Raw genomic sequence first — 18,831 nt, 5'->3', positions numbered from 1 at the left:
TCACACTCGTTTCTTGTAAACCCTCAGCGCAAAGAAATAAGCTACAAGCAAAATCCCGATGCACCATGATAAAGCAACCCAAATGTCATTGCCCACTGGTTGCCCTGACAGTAGCGCACGAATGGCTTCCACGATAGCGGTTACCGGCTGATTTTCGGCAAAAGCTCGAACGACAGACGGCATAGTTTCGGTCGGCACAAACGCCGAGCTAATAAACGGTAGGAAGATAATCGGGTAGGAAAAGGCACTTGCACCATCCACGGATTTTGCGGACAGTCCGGCAATTACCGCGACCCAAGTTAACGCTAGAGTAAACAGCATGAGTATACCGCCTACTGCAAGCCATGGCAGTAATCCCGCCGATGAACGAAAGCCCATAATCAACGCTACTAAAATAATGACGACAACTGATATAGCATTAGATACGAGTGAAGTCAGTGCATGCCCCCACAATATGGTGGAACGTGAAATCGGCATGGAGTGAAACCGCTCGATTATTCCCCGTTGCACATCAAGGAACAGACGGTAAGACGTATAAGAAATTCCGCTTGCAATTGCAATCAGTAGGATGCCGGGTAATAAATAATTCACATAGTTATCTGTTCCAGTTTCAATAGCACCGCCGAATACATAAACGAACAACAACATAAAGGCGATCGGCATGATAGTGACTGTGACGATGGTGTCCATACTACGGGAAATATGGCGCATAGACCGTCCAAGCATAACGCCCATATCACTGAAAAAGTGTTTCTTTGTCGCTTCCATTTATTTTCTCTCCTTTTTCCCGACGATTGAGAGGAAGATTTCCTCTAATGAAGGCTGTTTTTCAACGTACTCCACCTCAGCGGGCGGGAATAGTTTTTTGAGCTCTGAAAGCGTTCCGTTCGCAATAATTTTGCCCTCGTGCAATATGGCAATTCGGTCGGCAAGTTGCTCAGCTTCCTCTAAATACTGCGTAGTCAGGAATATAGTCGTACCTCCATCGGAAAGCTCCTTGACGATTTTCCAAACTTCGATGCGAGACTCGGGGTCAAGCCCAGTAGTCGGCTCGTCGAGGAAAATGATCCCGGGATTTCCCACAAGGCTCAGAGCGATGTCAAGTCTGCGGCGCATGCCACCCGAATAAGTGGACGCCTTGCGGTTAGCGGCCTCTGTCAGGTCGAAGCGTTTAAGCATGTTATCCGCAACCTCACGCGGGTTATTGAGGTATCGCAATTTGGCAATCATGATCAAATTTTCCCGCCCGGTCAATATTTCGTCTACAGCGGCGAATTGCCCAGTTAGACTGATCGCTTGCCGCACATGATCGGGTTTGGATGCAACATCGAATCCGTTTACAGTGGCAGTTCCACTGTCTTGTTTGAGGAGCGTGGTGAGGATTTTGACAACCGTTGTTTTACCTGCCCCGTTGGAGCCGAGTAGGGCGAAAATACTGCCCTTCTCCACTTCGAAATCTACACCCTTAAGAACTTGAAGTTGCTTGTAAGATTTTTGTAGTCCGATGACTTGAATGGACTTGGTCTTCACAGTTTGCATTTGAATCCCCCTCTTAAATGACTGTAACTTTGGATACATCAGCATCTATCCCTTTGAGCAGAGCAAAGGTAAGTTTATCCATTTTTGCGCCATCAAAACAGATCGTTTTGATCGCGCGATAATACTTCTTCGACCAAGTAAACGGAGGCTGAAAGGATACGCTTCTAAGTGTAGCTCCCCTGAACGAAACATCTTGTATTCCCGCTTTTCCGAATTTAACACCAATAAAAGTTTGCCCGTCGAAACATTGTCCTGTAAGGTCTGAAATTTGGAAGTCAACGCCATCAAATAAACAACCTTCAAAAACGGTTTTTCTAAGATCGGTCATCGTAAACGATACATCGGTCATTTTTGTGCCTGTGAATTTGGCTCCTTCCAGCCCCGACTTGCTGAAATCGGTTCGTAGAAGGATTGTCTTATTGAAACTTGAATTTGCCAGATCAAGCGTTGAAAGGATACAATCCGTCAAATTTGCACCGTCAAAATTGGCTTCACGGACATCGCTGCCCTTAAACGAACTACCTGTCAAATCTGCCCCCGAAAAATCGGAACCGCGCAGCGTACTGCCTTTAAACTGTCCTTTATGAGCAGTAACGCCTGCAAAGTCGCTCATTGCCAGGTTGCTTGCATTAAAGTTTGTAAGCACTTGCCGCTCCAGCGATCGGGAGAGATTGGCCACTTCCAAAATCGTCTGTTCTATGTCGCCAATACTGTCAATGGTCAGCTTGAACGCTGCTTCATCAGTTTTGCCTTCGGCTCTCAGTTCACTATATCGCTCCTGCAAATCGGAGTGTAAGTCGGACTTTAATTCGGTGACGCTCTTCACCTCATCGTATGGCGTAAACACGCTGTTTAGATAATCCGTCAATTTCTGATTCATCTCATCAAATCTCCTTATAATAAATTTTCTAACACGAGTTTTGCATACTCCCAATTGCTTTTGTTGCGGTCGTAAGTCGTCTTACCTTTTTCGGTAATTTTAAAATATTTACGCCGTCCGCCTTGAGTTTCATCGCCCCAATACCACTCGATATCACCATCCACCTCTAGCCGTCGAACGCTGGAGTACATGGTGGCTTCCTTTAATTCATACTGACCACCCGAGCGCTCAGCAATCAACTTGACAATCTCATAGCCGTAGCGGTCAGCTTCAGACAAGAGCCGTAATATCATCGTATCGGTATGTCCTCGCAGCAGGTCAGATGTAATTTTGTTCTCGCTCATATAATCACCTCCGTATTTGTATAATACGACACACTACTGTGACTGTCAAGGTAGTGTTTCAACTATATTACTTTGTCAGAACTTTATGCCTTAGAAAGTTTAGAAAACCTAATTCGTTCGATGGCTAAAAATAAAAATAGGCCAACCAGTAACCTCTGGTTGACCTACCTATTATTACAATTCGTCCTTTTTGACAGCATTCATTCTTAACTAATACCCATAAAAGGCATCTTTTTTAATATTCCGTTTTGAAACATTATTACTCTGTAAATAGCTAGAAACAGAATCTACCAATGACTTTGGTCCTGCAATAAAATATTTTCCGTTGTTTTTATATAATGCGTTAAACTTATCAATTTCCCCTTGTAAATCATCTCTTGAATCTAGATAAGTTACACTTGTTGAAGTGTTTTTAGCTATTACTTCAAGTTCATCTTTGTAGAGATAAGACTTTTTGGCATCCAAATAGAGTAGTTTTATTTGTTTCTGCTCTCCTGCTCCATCTGCCTCTAATTGTTTTAGAATTGACCGAAACGGTGTTATGCCAATTCCACCTGCAATTAGAAGGGAAGGGCTGTTATCTTCCAGATTAAAAGAACCCACAGGCCCACTCATCTTAACTTTCATACCTTGTTTTAATTCTAATAATGCTTTCTTAAAATCACTGGGATCATCACTGATTCGTGTCGTTATTTTTACAATATTTTCTGTAGGAGCAGATGCCACACTGAATGGCTTTGTAGCATTTTTTATAGTCTTATGTGTAATGCTAAACAATCCATATTGCCCTGCTTTCCAGTTTAAATCTTTTTCTTTTTCAAATAGAAAAGAATATACATCTTCTGATTCTTTGTGGCTTTCTAAAAATAACAGCTCTCTCTTTTTGAATATTGAAAACATATCTTGAAAAAAACTCATTTCCCCATCTCCCTGTTTTAAGATTGCAAGCTGTACTCAACTGAAACAGCTCACATTTGCTATTTTCATTTCTTCTAAAGAGCGCAGTTTCTCCCTATAAAAAACTAAAACCATCGGTAATATCTTTAGATGTCGCTTTGCTTGTCATAGATAAAAACTACAGTCCTATCCTCATGCTTTATGTGAAACTTATCCGAGTCTCAATTTCTTAAACACGACCAACCCATGATTGGACACCATTTGGTGACATTTAAATTTTAGGTCACCATTTGGTGTCTTGTCAACAACATTTTTAAAATCCACATAAAATTGTAAACAAAAGGACGATCCAAAAAAAGATCAGGCATATGAACTAGCCCGATCTTTTTTTGTTTGCTCGTTCTAGAATTACTTTTGTTTATACTTGAATTACATAATAGTAGTATTGAAATATTCGAGTATCTCTATGCTTTTTTCTTACATTTTACAATCAGAAAATGTATTGAAGGTTTGTTTTTCATATTTTTATTTTGTTCATCAATTTCCGAAAGCTCAACCAATCCATATTTTTCAAAATCTCGTTTTATGGAATCAGAATCATAAAAATACATTTTTACGCCTTCCATTATCTCGAAATAGTCTGTATCCAATTGTTTGCCCTGTCCAAACATTGGCGCTTTTTTTGAAACAGTTGTAAAAATCATATATCCGTTTGGCTTTAGCTGACGATAACAATCTTTAATAAACTTCTCTCTCTCATCTTCATTCAATAAGTGAATAAGTGCATAACAAAATATCCCGTCATACAGCTTGTTATCAAATGGCATGTCAGTTACTGAACCATGAAAAATAGTCGTATTAAGCCCGTTTTTCCTCGCCAAATCAATCGCTGTTTTTGAAATCTCAATTCCGGTTACATGTATTCCACTGTCAATAAAAACCTTTGCATTTCTGCCATAACCAATACCCGGTACCAAAATGTCCGTAACATCTTTTTCTACGAAAAAATCCTTAGTCATGATTGCTGACTCAGTAGGCTCAAATCCCCACATCGTTTGCTTTTCTATAAAACTTAATTCCCAGAATTCCGTCATATGTTTAACTCCTTTATGCCTTAATAATTTTGAAACAAAGAGATTGAGTTATTTTATCGCTTTCTTACGTTCATTTGTAGTCATGTTTTGACATTACGCTAGTTCCAATAAAAACAATTGCCCCCTATGTCAAATAATATGCCCTTAAAGAGCCGACGAGATGAATAACAACATTCGCTCACATTAACGGGCAACATTAACCTCGCACTCGTGTATTTACGTTTCTGTCATCATTCGTTATAAAACGTCCTTGATTAACTTCTCCTTATAGTTCTACTTTGTGTGGATTTGTACTACTTCATTAGTTTTCTTCAAAATTCATTACTTCATCAATTTGACAACAAGAGAAATGATAAATATACTCACATTGTCTTCAAACGAATAAAAAACAGTATAAGGAGGAGAAAAAATGAATCTTGTTTTTCACGGACACTCTTGCATCCAGATCTCCAATGGCGAACACTCAATGATCATCGATCCATTCTTGAGCGGCAATCCAGTTGTCAAAACTAAGCCAGAGGACATTAAAGTCCAATACATTTTGCTTACACACGGACACGCAGATCACACTGCTGATGCAGAAGCAATTGCTAGAGCTAACGATGCAACTATTGTCGCCAATTTTGAGCTCGCTACCTATTACTCTTGGAAGGGTCTGAAGACGATCGGAATGAACATTGGTGGTGCTGTGGACTTAGGATTTGCGAAAGCAAAGCTTGTTCACGCCTTCCACAGCTCCTCTATCATATCGGACGAATCCCAAAGTATTATTTATGCAGGTATGCCTGGCGGATTTATTATAGATTGGAATGGAATTACGCTTTATCATGCCGGCGACACCTCTTTGTTTGGAGATATGAAAATGTTCGGCGAGCTCCACGATATTGATTATGCTATACTACCGATCGGGGATTTTTACACAATGGGACCTAATGATGCTTTGATTGCAGCAAAGTGGTTGCAAGCTAAAAATGTGATCCCCGTTCATCACAGTACATTCCCGGGTATTATGCAAGATGCTGCAGCCTTTACCGAACAGTTGAAGGAGCAAGATATCGAAGGTTTCGCTCTCCAGCCTGGAGAACAGCTTGTACTTATTAAATAGATTATCCTCACTATTCTTTTTAGATTTAACTTATTAAGATATTAAAATCTCATTTCAAGGTCAATCTCTCATTTTCGACAAAAAAAACCGTCACAAACTACCTATAGAAAAAAGCTGATTCGCGCTCAAATAAAACCTAAAATATATCTTTTTTACCATTTATAGTTTACTATTCTTTATGCTATAGTCTCCTTGCAACTACTTTTCTTTTGGGAGGTTATTAATGTGAGAGCTTCGGAAAAAACGAAAAGAAAGATTAGTACTTTGTTATTGGCCATATCCTTATCCGCAATCGTTGCAGTTCCGTTTTCAACGGCGAGCACGGATGGGTGGCAAAAAGTAGGAGAAGGTACGATGGCGTATCAAGGTGGAGTTACTTACAAAAGTATAACCGTCGAATCCAAAGGTGATGATTTTAGGGTTTGTTCGGATAAAGGAGGAGCTTATACTTTACGGGAATATGATCCTGGTACTAATGCTGATGAAAATGCAGGTCAAAAAACGATACCTTCAGGCGGCGGTTGTAAAACATGGGAGAACATCGGAAGCTTTGTCGATGGTACTAACAACAGAGCAGAATTTTATGTATTAACAGCTAGCAGTAGTGGTCCTCCTTATGTGAAGCTTTATGATTAATTTGTTGTAATCTTCATTGATTAACGTTTACGAACGCCAATGAGTAATCTTTGGTTGACCTAATAATTCAATGGGGGGTGTCCCCATAAAAGTCGAATGTCGACCTAAGGGACACCCCTTTATTATAAAGAAAACTTATGAAACTCTCTTAACAAATTATCTATGGCTGTTATACAAGACTAAATTTTTCGTTCCTCATACTCAAAAGGTTCTTCACAAGAGTAAATGTCATGGAAAAATCCCATATACGGAATATCGTCTTCTAGACATTTTATAACGTATGACAACTGTTCCTCACACTTCAACTCTTCATCATTGTCCCGCATATTCTCAAATGCGCTTAAAATGTATTCCATGAGGTTTACTTTGATAAACAAGGGCAACATATCCAACATCGAATCTTCGATTTCGGTCTCGGATCTATATCCCTCAAGAACTATTTTAAAATAATCATCCATAAACTTTTTGCGTTTACTGACGTCTGGTTCAAATTGTATCCAGCCCTCCCCATTCCACCAAATAGTTGCCAGGTCAAACATATACCATCCGAAACATGAATTATCGAAATCATATACAGTTATTTGCCCGGTATCAAAATCTATCATGTAATTTCCATCGTTGTAATCAAAATGGATCATTCCGAAAGACTCAACGTCTCTGTCCAATTTTTCTAGGCTTTTAAGTAGTTCTACCAACTTCTCCTTAAGCAGTGATAAGGAGTCGGGTATCCGTTTATCGATAAATCCTGCATTGTACATATCAAAAAAACTAAACCTACGCTGTACTGGAGTATATTCTTTTGATAATTGGTGCAGTTTCCCCAGGGTTTTACCGCAGTTATAATAATATTCGGTAATCGGAACACCTTCCCGATACTGAAAGTTATTATCCACCATCTTTTTCCCTTTGGCTTTTTCGAAAAGGCAAACATAATAGGTGAGATTATTATGAGTTATCTCTTCCATCAAATTTCCCTTATTGGAACTGACGACATCAGAGACACTTCCGCCATGCTTGAATAAATATCTGATATACTCTACTTCTCCCAATAAATCGTTTCGACTCCTGCCATTTAAGAAGGCGATTCTGATGATTTTTGCCCCGACGCCTTCTTTCTCACAGTTATAGGCGACATTCCGCCCTCCGACATGTGCCTGAACCAGACTAATTTCATAGCCATCTAACCCATACAACTCCGATACTAATGGAAGCAAATAAGCATCACCGATTTTAACAACATCGTTATAAGTAATAATATCAAGTCTCCTTTAGCTACTAAATTTGTTGAAAGCTCTTGCCTTCTCATCCCGAATAATATCCACCTTGTTTAACATTGACACATCACGCCCTTCCATTTTCTATTTATAATTTTACCGGAAAATGTAAATAGCTTTCTATGTAAACTTTCTATATAACTAAAAAATCCTAGGCAGTGTTTTCGAAGTTTGTAACCATTTGTTTCGGGGTGGTGGCAGTTATTAAAAAAGACCGCCATTGAAGGCGATCCCATAAATGATTATTTTTGCCCGACAACTAGTCCTAATGATAACCAACGACCATTATCATCTAATATAAAGTCCTTTTCACCATCATAATATTGAAATTATCGATTGCCCAATGATAAGCTTCCGGAAAGTAGTACTCCTCAGTAACTGTTAAGCTATTATTCCGAAATAAATTACTATTATAATGAAGTGATTGCAACCATTTATTATATGAGGTAAAGATTTCATGCTTTTCTAATTCAGATGGAATAGGATTCGTAGTACACATAGGCTCAGCAATCCCTATATGCCCCCCTTTACGGGTGACCCTTATCATTTCTTTTAATGCTTTTTCTCTTTCATCAATCATAAAAAAAGAACCAATCGCAAAAACAGAATCGAACGATTCATCTGAAAAAGCCGCTACTTGACTAGAACCAGAGCCTATCTCCAACACTCGCATACCCGATATTAATTTAAGAGGATTTATTAATGGAAACGCCATTTCGTAAGAACCAACACCATATGGCTGTGGATTATTAATAGATAAAAAAGGATTTTTCAAATAAATACCCCTATCAAATAAGGGAAGCCGCAGTTTATTGGGCTAGTTATGTACTTTTCCCCGCAGTTGGTTTGCCCGCAACAATTCTGTAATACTTTTCATGTAAACCGCCTCTTTTCAATATAATTGATCAATTATATCAGTTAGATCTTTTATATGGAAATATGAAGTAGCATCTTCTAATCCCGACCAGCTTCGTAAATTTTCTGCGCCACCATGCCCGGCCTTGTACGAGTATCCGTAAAGTGATCCCCATCGCCGACAATAAGGCGGAATTGCCCGAGCCGTGTAGACATATGTGGGTTCCAGCCGAAGCCCTCTCCTTGTGGCAATGCATTGTCTTGGAGAAAATAGACATAACCTTTAGGTAAAGATAACTTATAGAACTCTTTAAGATCCAGCTTCTCGAATAGCGGTCTAGCTGGTTCCGGAAAGACGCTTTTATACATCCATTTTGCTTCCTCTATAGTGTAGCCTTATTGACAAACAAGTCCCGAAACAGTGGAAACGGAAGCATGATCGTATCATCATTCGAACTGGCTCTGAGTTGCTCGAAACCTGCCCTTGTCGGAGGCGGTAACTCGTCGACAAGCGATTCGCCATCTTTCAGTACGAACGCATCCCAGAAAGATTTCGGTTTATTCAACGAGCCTACTATTTAGCTTAATGTTGCATCAAAAATACTGTTACTAGTTTGATACTTCTTTGTAACTGTACTGTTACGAATTTTCATTACTTCCGCCCTATAATTATTTTTACAACGATTTATCATCCAGAGGGGCTGAATAACATTTTCTCCATCGACATTTGTTTCAAACATCGCATTTCCCGCAGTTTTTTTCACAACACTCAAGCTGGTATTTTTCCCGTACAATTACGTGCAGGGGGATATCGACATGCCTAAACCAATCGGCAACAACGGACGATACATGCCTGGACTCGATGGTTTAAGAGCCATTGCCGTACTTGCTGTAATTGCCTATCATTTAAACGTACAAGTGGTGCCGGGGGGTCTGCTTGGGGTTACTATGTTTTTTGTGCACTCTGGATATCTCATCACAGACATATTACTTAAGCAGCTAAGTCAAAATAAAACGTTGGACCTCAAAACATTTTTCATTCGACGTACTCGAAGGCTCCTGCCAGCCATGTTCCTAATGATCGCAGTCGTTTCATTATGGTTATTCATAACTGATCCAAATCGACTTCTATCTCTGAAAGGTGATATCGGTTCGGCATTGCTCTATATAAACAATTGGTGGCTCATTTTTCATGAGGTTTCTTATTTCGAAAGCTTTGGTCCTGCTTCTCCATTCGGTCATTTGTGGTCGCTTGCAGTGGAAGAACAGTTTTATCTCATTTGGCCGTTCATTCTGTTAATTGCCATCCGCTTCTTACCAAAACGCGGCAGTCTAGCTATATGGATACTTGCGGCAGCATTTATATCCGCGGGAGCAATGGCGCTTCTTTATGAGCCTGGCGCAGATCCAAGCCGTGTTTACTACGGGACAGATACTAGAGCATTCGGCCTACTTATTGGTGCAGCACTTGCTGTCGTCTGGCCGAGCTGGAAGCTAACGAACACGATTACTTTACGCAATCGCCGTCTTTTAGATGGGATGGGCATATTCGGCTTCATCGTTATTTTGCTTATGATTAATAGAACTGGTGAGTATGATTCCTTTCTTTATCGCGGAGGTATGGTAGTTCTTTCTCTTGCTACTGCTACTGTGGTGGCTGCTCTTGCGCACCCTGCCAGTAAACTCGCTCACATTATTGGGAATAAAGCTCTAACTTGGATTGGTGTTCGCTCTTATGGCATTTATTTGTACCATTACCCGATTATCGTGATGACCACTCCAACTGCTGAAGGCGCAGAGTTCAATCTTGCACGTGCGCTTATGCAAATTGTGCTTACTTTTGTCCTTGCTGAGTTATCTTGGCACTTTATAGAGGAACCTGTACGACGTGGTGCTTTGGGCAACATGTATGCCTTCATTAAACAAAAGTCGAAACAGCCATTTACTCTAACAAAAACAACCACTTTAGCAATCATGCTCGTACTTATTTTTACCAGTGTATCCTGCACGAGTAGTGCAAGTTTACAATCCGCAACTAATGATGATAAGAACAGCGGAACAACTGTTGTCGCACCAGACAAAATAAAGGATTCTACAAACCAAACTACTGATGACACACCGAATAAGGTTGAAACAAAAGATAACGTAATTAATGTAAAACCTAACGTACCTGATAAACCGGTGGATAAGCCAGTAGTTAAACCAATAGATAAGCCAATTGATACAACAATAGATACAACAATAGATAAAACAACAGATAAAACAACAGATAAACCAGTAGTTAAACCTACACCTTTACCAAAGGAAACTAAAAAACCAACTGGCAATAATTCCAATAGCAATGGAGCTTCCAAAATTGTTCCTAAAAAGAAACCCGTCACTCCCATTGAAAAAAATAGCATTACCGCTATTGGCGATTCTGTTCTTTTGGATGCAGCCCCCTACTTGGAGAAGCAGCTTTCAGGCATATACATCGATGGGAAAATAGGACGACAGTTTGGAGCGGCAGCCAAAATAGTAAGGGCGTTAAAAGAAAGCAATAAGCTCGGAGATACCGTAGTTATTCAGCTCGGAACTAACGGAGCTTTTACAACTAAGCAGATGAATGAACTGCTAAATGCACTTGGTACAGAGAGAAAAATTGTATTCATCAATTCTCGCGTGCCTCGTAAATGGCAGGATTCCGTTAACAAAATGCTTGCCGCAACAGCAAATAAAACAACAAACGTTACTGTTATAGATTGGCATAGTGCAAGCAAAGGAAAAAATGATATTTTCGCTTCTGATGGCGTGCACTTGAAGAAGCAAGGCGCAGAGCTTTATGCGAAGTTGATCGTAGATGCGCTAACCGAATAAACGCAGTATTTTCTCAAAAAGAGTGTTTCAATGGTGTTAATACCGATTGAGCACTTTCTTTAATTTAAGCATATAGGTAAGTGCATAATATTATTGCCATTCTTCCTTTAGGATAGCGTAATGATATTCGTCCCACCATTCTGTACCTCTCTTAAAATTGGCAGGTATACACTTCTTAAAATGAGCCTCTCTTCTCATCCCAACCTTCTCCATAATGCGATAAGAAGCAATATTTTGTGGCTGACAAGTAGCAATTATGCGGTGGATATCCAATACTTCAAAAGCGTACTTAACTATTGTACGTGTAGCTTCCGTCGCAAAACCTTTATTGTGGTACTCAGGATGAAATACCCAACCAATTTCATAAGCGATCTCACCGTACCACGAATGAAAAACCATATGACCAATTAATATATTTTCTTCATTAAGAATAACTGCGAAATTCTCAGCATTTTCACCACTGTTTTTATTCACAAAATCTTTTGCCATTTCTTCTGTAAATATTCCTTCCGGTAAATATTCCATAACAGTATTGTCAGAAGTATAGTCAAAAACAGCTTGCCAATCTGTTGATTGAATTTTACGGATCGTTAATCTTTCCGATTTTAAGTACATACTAGCCTCCAATTACAACTTTTGATATCAGACTGAGATATTACGGGAGCGTTATCTCCATGGATAACATGAGCTATCATCTAATAGTATCTACTAGTAACATTTTACATTAATTGACCCCATATGTATGGTGTAAAACGATTATAGAAGTCTTTAACCGTTTTTCATTTTGTATTTCTATGTAAATTAATGTAAACTATATTTTCTTGTTAGTTTCTTAACAGTGAGGCGACGAAATGAATAATGCGATAAAAATTTCGGTTATCTCAGTACCTCGTTGATTATTACTACTTTATATTTATGGGTATGTGTATTCTCGATACAAGGTTTATTGGGAGCATATGCATGGTTTTTAATAAATTTCGTTATTCCTTTCGTTGGTATTGCGGTGCTTAGGTATCAATATCCTTCTCGTTGTCATTATGATCATAAAGAAGAAAAACATCACTAAAAGAATAATACAAATAACTGTTTCTATCTTGCTTACATTACATATTCTCTTCATTTTAAAGATTACTCCATTGGCCTATCCTAGTTCCATTTCGAACACTCAACCTTCTGTAACTTTAAAATGGCCTTTAAATGATGCAACAGTTGTTGGCTGGGGAGGTAACTCTACTGAAACTAATCTACCTCACGTCTTATGGCCATCTGAACGATGGGCTTATGATCTGCTTATGGAGCCATATGATTCAGGAAGCCCGAACCTAGAAGATTACGGAATTTGGGATAAAGAAGTTATTGATTTAAGTAGTAGACACTACAATTCTGAAATTGAACTTTTCTACGAAATACCTCCTTCGAGATTAGTCACATTATCTAGCACATTCCTAAGTATGAAATGATCAAAATTGGAATAAAATTATCGTTATTAGGCTTTTGAAACAACAAAATCATCGCTTAAAACAAGCGATGATTTTGTTGTTTGTACTATGCAATAAAAATCTTAACACTTCGATTATACTTTGTTCATGCTACGCATTTAAACACTTCGATTATACTTTATTCATGCTAAGGATTTAGGACCCTCCGTTATATAAGCTGTAGGCAAAGTGATAAACATTATCTGAAGCTGTAACTGGAGTCCCAGCCACTTCAACCAAAACAGATGTGTAATCAAAATAGTGTGTGAAATACATAGGCAACGCTTGTGAAATACTTCCAGTAGAAGGTGGCAAAGTAACCGTAATGCTATAGGCTCCATTTTGATCCGTATATGCAGTCCCTATTCTAGTCCGATATCCTGTACTTGCAATCCAGTTTGGATTTGTCCAAGTCATACTTACAAGTGCATTTGCTACTGGTAAATTATCAGTAGTTCGAACAGTACCTTTCACCGTAAAACTACTATTTTGATCAACCCGATAATGCGTACCTGCATGATTATAATTTGGATAGTCATTCGGTCCATTAGCAGACGAGTTATAGCCAGTGATCGTAATACTACCAGCTCGCAGTACCGGCTTTATTGTGAGGTTATACAAGTGGCTGGTTGAGAACTGGTTTGTTGTGGATACTTTGACATAATAAATACCAGTGCCTAGAGCGACATTATTATTTGAATGCGGAAGCAGCACTAATTTATTTCCGGTGTCAACGCCATATACTTCTGCCTTGTACCCATAACCTGCTGAGGTACTATCAAGTTTAATGTTTAGTGCATCATAATTACGGACTTGAGGGACAGTGATTTTATACCAATCGTTGTCAACGCTTGAATGAATGGAACGTGTATTAAGGGTAGAACCGCCTGTGCTGAAAGCAAAGTTATAAGCTTTAAAAGCATTTTCATCCGGTTCATATGCATCGTAATTGGAAGTAATATCTACCGTTAGATAGAATGGCAAGGTACTGCTGGAACCCGTCTTAGCATACACCTTGAGTGCATAAGCCTTTGGAGTAGTTATAGCGTTTCGTGTACCTACATTCTCGGACAATGTTGCTGCCCCTTGCTCATAATTATTGAAATAAGTTCCGTATATGGAATAGTCTAATTCAGTTGGATTCAGGTTACCTGTGCTCATATTAAATTCGTATAAATATAAGTCATAATCAATCAGTACTGAAGCTGGACCATCTAAACGAGCCTGCAGTAGTTGACCAGGTTGTAAATTAATAGGGTATAAAAATTGTGCAGTCCCTGCCTGCGAAATTGTACCGGAGTATGTAGTTGAGGTATCTGATGCAGTTGTTGGAGTTGCTGTTTGAGTTATCTTCAGCAGCGAATTGGTTTTCTTTTGCAATGAGGAAGGCACAGATTCTTTGAAATTAATTTGCTCTGTAGTTGCATGTATGGAAGTAACTAGACCATCGGGTGAGTCTGAACGTGTTAGCTCATTAATATTGTCTTGACCTGCATTCGTAATCGTTACAAAACTAAACAAAAGCATCATACTAAGCATAACTACAAACGATTTTCTAAATCTCTTCATTCTGAAATCCCCTCTCAATTGGTTTTAGGAATTCCTGCTATTCCCCTAGATAAACTAGGATCTTTTCTAAGGTGCATGACTTTATATTAGAGTATTTTCAATGAGGATATAACTAAATGGATGAAATATATTTTTTTATAAATGGTTCTAAATCACTTCCTTCATTAATCCAATCAAATGATTCAAACGGTCACAGAATGGATAATTAAATATAAATTAGTCAACAAAAAAATACCTCCATTCTCCTCTCCCTAAGGAAAAGAACGGAGGTATAAACTTCGTAACAGTTTAATAAATTTGTTGTAGTTGAGTAGGACCTATGGCCCCATATTTTCCTTGAAATTCGAATTTTTAAAACATAGTTAGTATGAGAGAGGTAACTTACGTGAAAATCGTATATCCCCTATTTCCAAATAGTTTAGAATACTATTTGCCCAAAAATAGACCTATGTTTGTCTGTCTATCGAAACATGAGCTAGTTGACTTGCTACGCATCAATAATTCTTATTTTGACCTGAAAATCCTCCCAATTTCCACTGTACTCCCCAAAAACTTCATACTTTAGTAACTTTACGGATCAAATAGTTTTTAACTAAAATATATAAGACAGATTTAATTACCGTATCATAAGTAGAATTTTGGCGTTGTTTTAAACTAGCAATCGAAACCCACTTACTTCTACACGTATTAGGAGGCAAAATGAAAACGACACGTATCGCATTTGCAATTATTCTAATGATCTCTATGGTAGCATGTAACAACCCTAGTAAACCCGTGCCATCAACAAACTCCGCTGCACCATCACCAGTAGCACCTATTGAGAGCTCGGCATCTACAAGTGAGGGGAAAATTACAAAAGAACAATATGACAAAATCAACAATGGCATGAAGTACCAAGAAGTAATTGATATCGTTGGCATTGAAGGTGAAATTATTACCGAAAGTGGCATCAAAGATACCGATTCATATGGCATTGGAGTTATGTATGAAGGAGCAGAAGGCACCGGCACTAGCGCCACTTTCATATTCATTAATGATACGCTTCACACCAAATCACAGTTTGGACTCGAATGATATAAGTTCAGAATTGTTTGCGACTGTGGTCGTGTAATAAGTTTTAAATAAAGGAGTATGTAACCGAGGATTAGGCTCGCTAGATATGTACTGTACATTCATATAACCAGCAAAAAATAGCCTTGGCCGACTATCGACCAAGGCTATTTGATTATGAGCAACTTGAAACCGATTCGTGATTAGTGATAATGCATCGTAGGTTTCGGATTATCCCTGCCAACGATTCCGTCTTCTTCCTGCTGCTTCAGATTATGCAGAAGGAGTGAAGGTGCGATACAGCTGTCACGAGGCATGTGGTCAAAAACCGCCACCCCAGCTTGATTGATGTTGTAATTTCATCAATATGATGCCTTCTCGTACAAATACTCAGGCAACGCCTGCACAAATGGAGACCACTCGGCCGTTGTGTAAAGATGTAGTCGGTGCATGGCTCGCGTGCACGCTGTATAAAGAAGCTTACGTTCGTTGTCCCGACCATACGCTTCAGACGAAGCATCATAGATTAAGACTGCATCGAACTCTACTCCCTTGGCGAGATAAACGGGAATAACCATCACACCTTTTTTAAAGTCCAACGTCTCCTTTGTAATGAGCTGCAAAGCTTCTCCAGCTTGAATTTGTAGCGACTTATGAGCTTCACGGCTTGCAGCTGCACTCTTCGTAATGACGGCGATGGAATCGAAGCCTTCTGCCCTGAGCGCTGCAATGTCAGCTACCATTTGCACATCACGTTTCTCCCCACTATCCAGTCTCATAAGTAGGGGCTTCAGACCTCCCCTTTCAAACGGTGTAATTTCTTCCCCGCCTGGTAGCATCGATTTCGTAAATTCAACAATCTCCCTCGTTGAACGATAACTGCGAATCAAGCGTATAAGACTTGTTTCGGCTTCACCATAAAGACGGATCAATGGCGAATCGTTTGCGTCCAAACTTGTGGACTGCATATAGATCGCTTGCCCAAAATCGCCAAGCACAGTCATCCGGGCACGAGGAAATAGCTTCTTTAGATACTCATACTGAAACGCCGAATAATCTTGACCCTCATCAACAAATACATAACGGACTTCCTTGTTCGTCCGGACACCTTCGATCAGTTCTTTTACATACAAATACGGAGTTGCATCCTCATAAAACAATTCGTTCCGACGCAAAGTTTCCTTAGTTTGCGTGCAAATTTCATGCCACAATGATGGGATGAAAGCCCCATTCGTTTTTTCTCGATAAGCAGCTTCCCCCTCAAACAATTGCCCATATATGCCTTTGATGTCTACAAACGAGAACTTTTTAACACTTTTCCTAAGTGGTTTAAAACTTTCTTTGACAATTCTATGGAGGAGCATATCTTCCTCCCTCTGGGCGAAGTCATAATCCCCTTCATCCCCACGACGCTTATTGTTCTTTTTCTCACGAACGACAGCGTATTGTTCCGCAATATCGAATACTTCCCTATCTTTATGCAGCATTCCGAATATTTCCGCATACTCCTCGTTGTCGAGATAATTCAATTCTTCCTCTGCCCAAGACGACTGCCGTTCTTTACGCTCCAGCGAAGATAGTTCCTTCAGCAACCATTCCTGCAAAAGAGCGACGCGATTAAACAATGGCAAAGAATACTCAAAGCCGTAAAACTTCGCTCTCATTTGCTCAGCTGTAACCAATTCGCGATCCCGAAACCAAATACCGTTGAATCGCATACCTTCCCTTCCGAGCCACATTCCATAGTATTGTAGGGCTTGCAGGAAAACCTCGGAAGCTTTATACTCGATCCCCTGAAGCCGAGCTTCATAGTCCGGCGTCCCTTGCGCAGTTAGTACATATTCGATCTGATCAAAAGGATCTTCCGGCTGCAACGAAGAACCCAGCCAGTAATCAATATATTCTTGAAAGGTCGTCTGCTGCATATTCTCTTCGCCAAGCTCCGGAAGGACAGTGGAGATGTAACTGGCAAACATCGGATTCGGAGAGAATAGAACGATCTGATCAGCTTTGATTTTCTGCCGATATTTGTACAGCAAGTACGCCACCCGCTGCAATGCTGCGGAAGTTTTGCCACTTCCAGCCGCCCCCTGGACGATTAGCATCCGACTTGTATCATTACGGATTATAGTGTTTTGTTCCCTTTGGATGGTTGCCACAATACTCTTCATTTGCGAGTTAGCGCCTTTACCGAGCACTTGTTGTAAAATTTCGTCTCCGATCGTTTCACTCGCATCAAACATATTAAGGATTTGCCCGTTCTGAATTTGGTATTGCCGCTTGAGCTCCATCGTCCCTTCGATGCATCCACCCGGTGTATCATAAGACGCTTTGCCAGGAGAATGGTCGTAGTACAAACTTGCGATCGGCGTACGCCAGTCATAGATCATAAAGTTCAATCCGTCTTCGTCGACAAAGGAAGATACTCCGATGTAGATCTGCTCTCTAATTTCCAAGCCATCCTCTTGATAGTCGATGCGTCCGAAATAAGGTGATGGAAGTAGACGATTCATATTATTCCATTGTTGCGTCAAAAGCTTGTGACCCCGTTCACGTTCAGCCAATACCGCGGACTGCTGGTTAATCGTGTAGAAGGTCTCTTCGAAATCTTCATCCGTACTCGTATTTATCGTAACTTCTTCCCAAAACCGCTTGCGGATGTCCGTAGCCTGATCGCTTAGCCCAGCAACCTCAGGTTCTAGATCAGTGATTCTCGCCTGTAGTTTGTTCCTGACCCATTCCAATCGTTTCTGTTCCTGTCGCAAATCATTTGTATTCATATTTCTCTGAACACACTCCTTCATCCATTTTTTTGGAGCAAAAAAAGCGCATTGACAAATCAAAATTCCAGATGTATAATTAAAATAGGGATAAAACTGAATACACATTCAAATTGAAATGTCAATAACGCTATCGATTATATCATAGCGTTATTTTTCGTTCAATCTATTTTATTGACTTATTTCTGGTAACATTGAAAACTGACCCGGATTGTGGATAGTTTAAAACAAACCACCACGGAGTTTGCTCCCATAAGATGGCCCTTGAATTGATTAAGGAGCCATCTTATTCATGTCCACTAGCTCTGAAATGAACACACTATTCTCTGGCTGCAAAGTAAAACAAAAAAACTTCACCGACGATGGCGTTCGCTTTTTAAAAAAGGAGCTGTCTCAAAAGTATAAATACTTACTTCATGAAACAGCTCGCATGATGAAAAATGGGAGAAAATAAGGAAATGGCGGTGCTAGGGA

At 39.7% G+C, this 18,831-nt stretch carries 19 protein-coding genes; 6 read left to right on the top strand and 13 right to left on the bottom strand.

The window, feature by feature from the left end:
* The 6 genes from MFF31_RS16985 to MFF31_RS16960 all read right to left on the bottom strand — a co-directional run bounded on the left by MFF31_RS16985 (position 1) and on the right by MFF31_RS16960 (position 4,754).
* On the bottom strand, positions 1-768 hold the full coding sequence (locus MFF31_RS16985; RefSeq protein WP_238189464.1) for an ABC transporter permease: 768 nt from the start codon (positions 766-768) through the stop codon (positions 1-3).
* Positions 769-1,539 (bottom strand): ABC transporter ATP-binding protein, encoded by a 771-nt coding sequence (locus tag MFF31_RS16980; protein WP_282570504.1) that lies wholly within the window; start codon positions 1,537-1,539, stop codon positions 769-771. It abuts the gene before it with no gap.
* Positions 1,540-1,552: 13 nt separating this feature from the next.
* Complete coding sequence (locus tag MFF31_RS16975) at positions 1,553-2,419, bottom strand: pentapeptide repeat-containing protein (RefSeq protein WP_238189462.1); 867 nt, start codon at positions 2,417-2,419, stop codon at positions 1,553-1,555.
* Between the two features lie 14 nt (positions 2,420-2,433).
* Complete coding sequence (locus MFF31_RS16970) at positions 2,434-2,763, bottom strand: PadR family transcriptional regulator (RefSeq protein WP_238189460.1); 330 nt, start codon at positions 2,761-2,763, stop codon at positions 2,434-2,436.
* Positions 2,764-2,973: 210 nt separating this feature from the next.
* Positions 2,974-3,681 carry an FAD-dependent oxidoreductase gene (locus tag MFF31_RS16965; protein WP_238189458.1) on the bottom strand — a complete coding sequence of 236 codons (708 nt, stop codon included), beginning with the start codon at positions 3,679-3,681 and terminating at the stop codon, positions 2,974-2,976.
* Between the two features lie 443 nt (positions 3,682-4,124).
* The gene (locus tag MFF31_RS16960) at positions 4,125-4,754 is read right to left on the bottom strand and encodes a class I SAM-dependent methyltransferase (protein ID WP_238189456.1); all 630 of its coding nucleotides are present in this window, start codon (positions 4,752-4,754) and stop codon (positions 4,125-4,127) included.
* 409 nt (positions 4,755-5,163) lie between these two features.
* Between MFF31_RS16960 and MFF31_RS16955 the strand changes: the two genes are divergently transcribed.
* Together MFF31_RS16955 and MFF31_RS16950 are read left to right on the top strand one after the other, a co-directional pair.
* The gene (locus MFF31_RS16955; RefSeq protein ID WP_238189455.1) at positions 5,164-5,859 is read left to right on the top strand and encodes a metal-dependent hydrolase; all 696 of its coding nucleotides are present in this window, start codon (positions 5,164-5,166) and stop codon (positions 5,857-5,859) included.
* Positions 5,860-6,084: 225 nt separating this feature from the next.
* Positions 6,085-6,495, top strand: coding sequence for a hypothetical protein (locus tag MFF31_RS16950; RefSeq protein ID WP_238189453.1), 411 nt, complete (start codon positions 6,085-6,087; stop codon positions 6,493-6,495).
* A gap of 179 nt (positions 6,496-6,674) precedes the next feature.
* Here the strand turns inward: MFF31_RS16950 and MFF31_RS16945 are convergent, their stop codons facing one another.
* The 4 genes from MFF31_RS16945 to MFF31_RS16930 all read right to left on the bottom strand — a co-directional run bounded on the left by MFF31_RS16945 (position 6,675) and on the right by MFF31_RS16930 (position 9,190).
* The gene (locus MFF31_RS16945; protein ID WP_238189451.1) at positions 6,675-7,709 is read right to left on the bottom strand and encodes a phosphotransferase enzyme family protein; all 1,035 of its coding nucleotides are present in this window, start codon (positions 7,707-7,709) and stop codon (positions 6,675-6,677) included.
* A gap of 352 nt (positions 7,710-8,061) precedes the next feature.
* Complete coding sequence (locus tag MFF31_RS16940; RefSeq protein ID WP_238189449.1) at positions 8,062-8,544, bottom strand: class I SAM-dependent methyltransferase; 483 nt, start codon at positions 8,542-8,544, stop codon at positions 8,062-8,064.
* A 179-nt stretch (positions 8,545-8,723) separates the two neighbouring features.
* Complete coding sequence (locus MFF31_RS16935; RefSeq protein WP_238189447.1) at positions 8,724-8,993, bottom strand: hypothetical protein; 270 nt, start codon at positions 8,991-8,993, stop codon at positions 8,724-8,726.
* A 14-nt stretch (positions 8,994-9,007) separates the two neighbouring features.
* Positions 9,008-9,190: a hypothetical protein gene (locus tag MFF31_RS16930; RefSeq protein WP_238189446.1), complete on the bottom strand. Its 183-nt coding sequence runs from the start codon at positions 9,188-9,190 to the stop codon at positions 9,008-9,010.
* Positions 9,191-9,440: 250 nt separating this feature from the next.
* Here MFF31_RS16930 and MFF31_RS16925 point away from each other — a divergent pair, with 250 nt between their 5' ends.
* Positions 9,441-11,480, top strand: a complete 2,040-nt coding sequence (locus MFF31_RS16925) for an acyltransferase family protein (protein ID WP_238189444.1) — start codon at positions 9,441-9,443, stop codon at positions 11,478-11,480.
* A 90-nt stretch (positions 11,481-11,570) separates the two neighbouring features.
* Here the strand turns inward: MFF31_RS16925 and MFF31_RS16920 are convergent, their stop codons facing one another.
* The gene (locus tag MFF31_RS16920; RefSeq protein ID WP_238189442.1) at positions 11,571-12,095 is read right to left on the bottom strand and encodes a GNAT family N-acetyltransferase; all 525 of its coding nucleotides are present in this window, start codon (positions 12,093-12,095) and stop codon (positions 11,571-11,573) included.
* A gap of 521 nt (positions 12,096-12,616) precedes the next feature.
* On the opposite strand from MFF31_RS16920, the gene MFF31_RS16915 reads away from it, so the two are divergent.
* Positions 12,617-12,940 carry a hypothetical protein gene (locus MFF31_RS16915; protein WP_248565508.1) on the top strand — a complete coding sequence of 108 codons (324 nt, stop codon included), beginning with the start codon at positions 12,617-12,619 and terminating at the stop codon, positions 12,938-12,940.
* A gap of 174 nt (positions 12,941-13,114) precedes the next feature.
* On the opposite strand, the gene MFF31_RS16910 is transcribed toward MFF31_RS16915, so the two are convergent.
* Positions 13,115-14,527: a carboxypeptidase-like regulatory domain-containing protein gene (locus tag MFF31_RS16910; protein ID WP_238189440.1), complete on the bottom strand. Its 1,413-nt coding sequence runs from the start codon at positions 14,525-14,527 to the stop codon at positions 13,115-13,117.
* 699 nt (positions 14,528-15,226) lie between these two features.
* Here MFF31_RS16910 and MFF31_RS16905 point away from each other — a divergent pair.
* Entirely contained in the window at positions 15,227-15,601 is a 375-nt protein-coding gene (locus MFF31_RS16905) for a DUF3862 domain-containing protein (protein WP_238189438.1), read from the top strand.
* 338 nt (positions 15,602-15,939) lie between these two features.
* Here the strand turns inward: MFF31_RS16905 and helD are convergent, their stop codons facing one another.
* Positions 15,940-18,357, bottom strand: coding sequence for an RNA polymerase recycling motor HelD (helD, locus tag MFF31_RS16900; RefSeq protein WP_238189437.1), 2,418 nt, complete (start codon positions 18,355-18,357; stop codon positions 15,940-15,942).
* A 292-nt stretch (positions 18,358-18,649) separates the two neighbouring features.
* Between helD and MFF31_RS16895 the strand changes: the two genes are divergently transcribed.
* Complete coding sequence (locus tag MFF31_RS16895; protein WP_238189435.1) at positions 18,650-18,811, top strand: hypothetical protein; 162 nt, start codon at positions 18,650-18,652, stop codon at positions 18,809-18,811.
* Positions 18,812-18,831: the final 20 nt, after the last annotated feature.

The sequence above is a fragment of the Paenibacillus sp. L3-i20 genome (assembly GCF_022180385.2).
GTDB lineage: Bacteria > Bacillota > Bacilli > Paenibacillales > Paenibacillaceae > Pristimantibacillus.
Note: the sequence above shows the minus strand (reverse complement) of the source record. Positions and strands in the feature narration are given on the sequence as shown.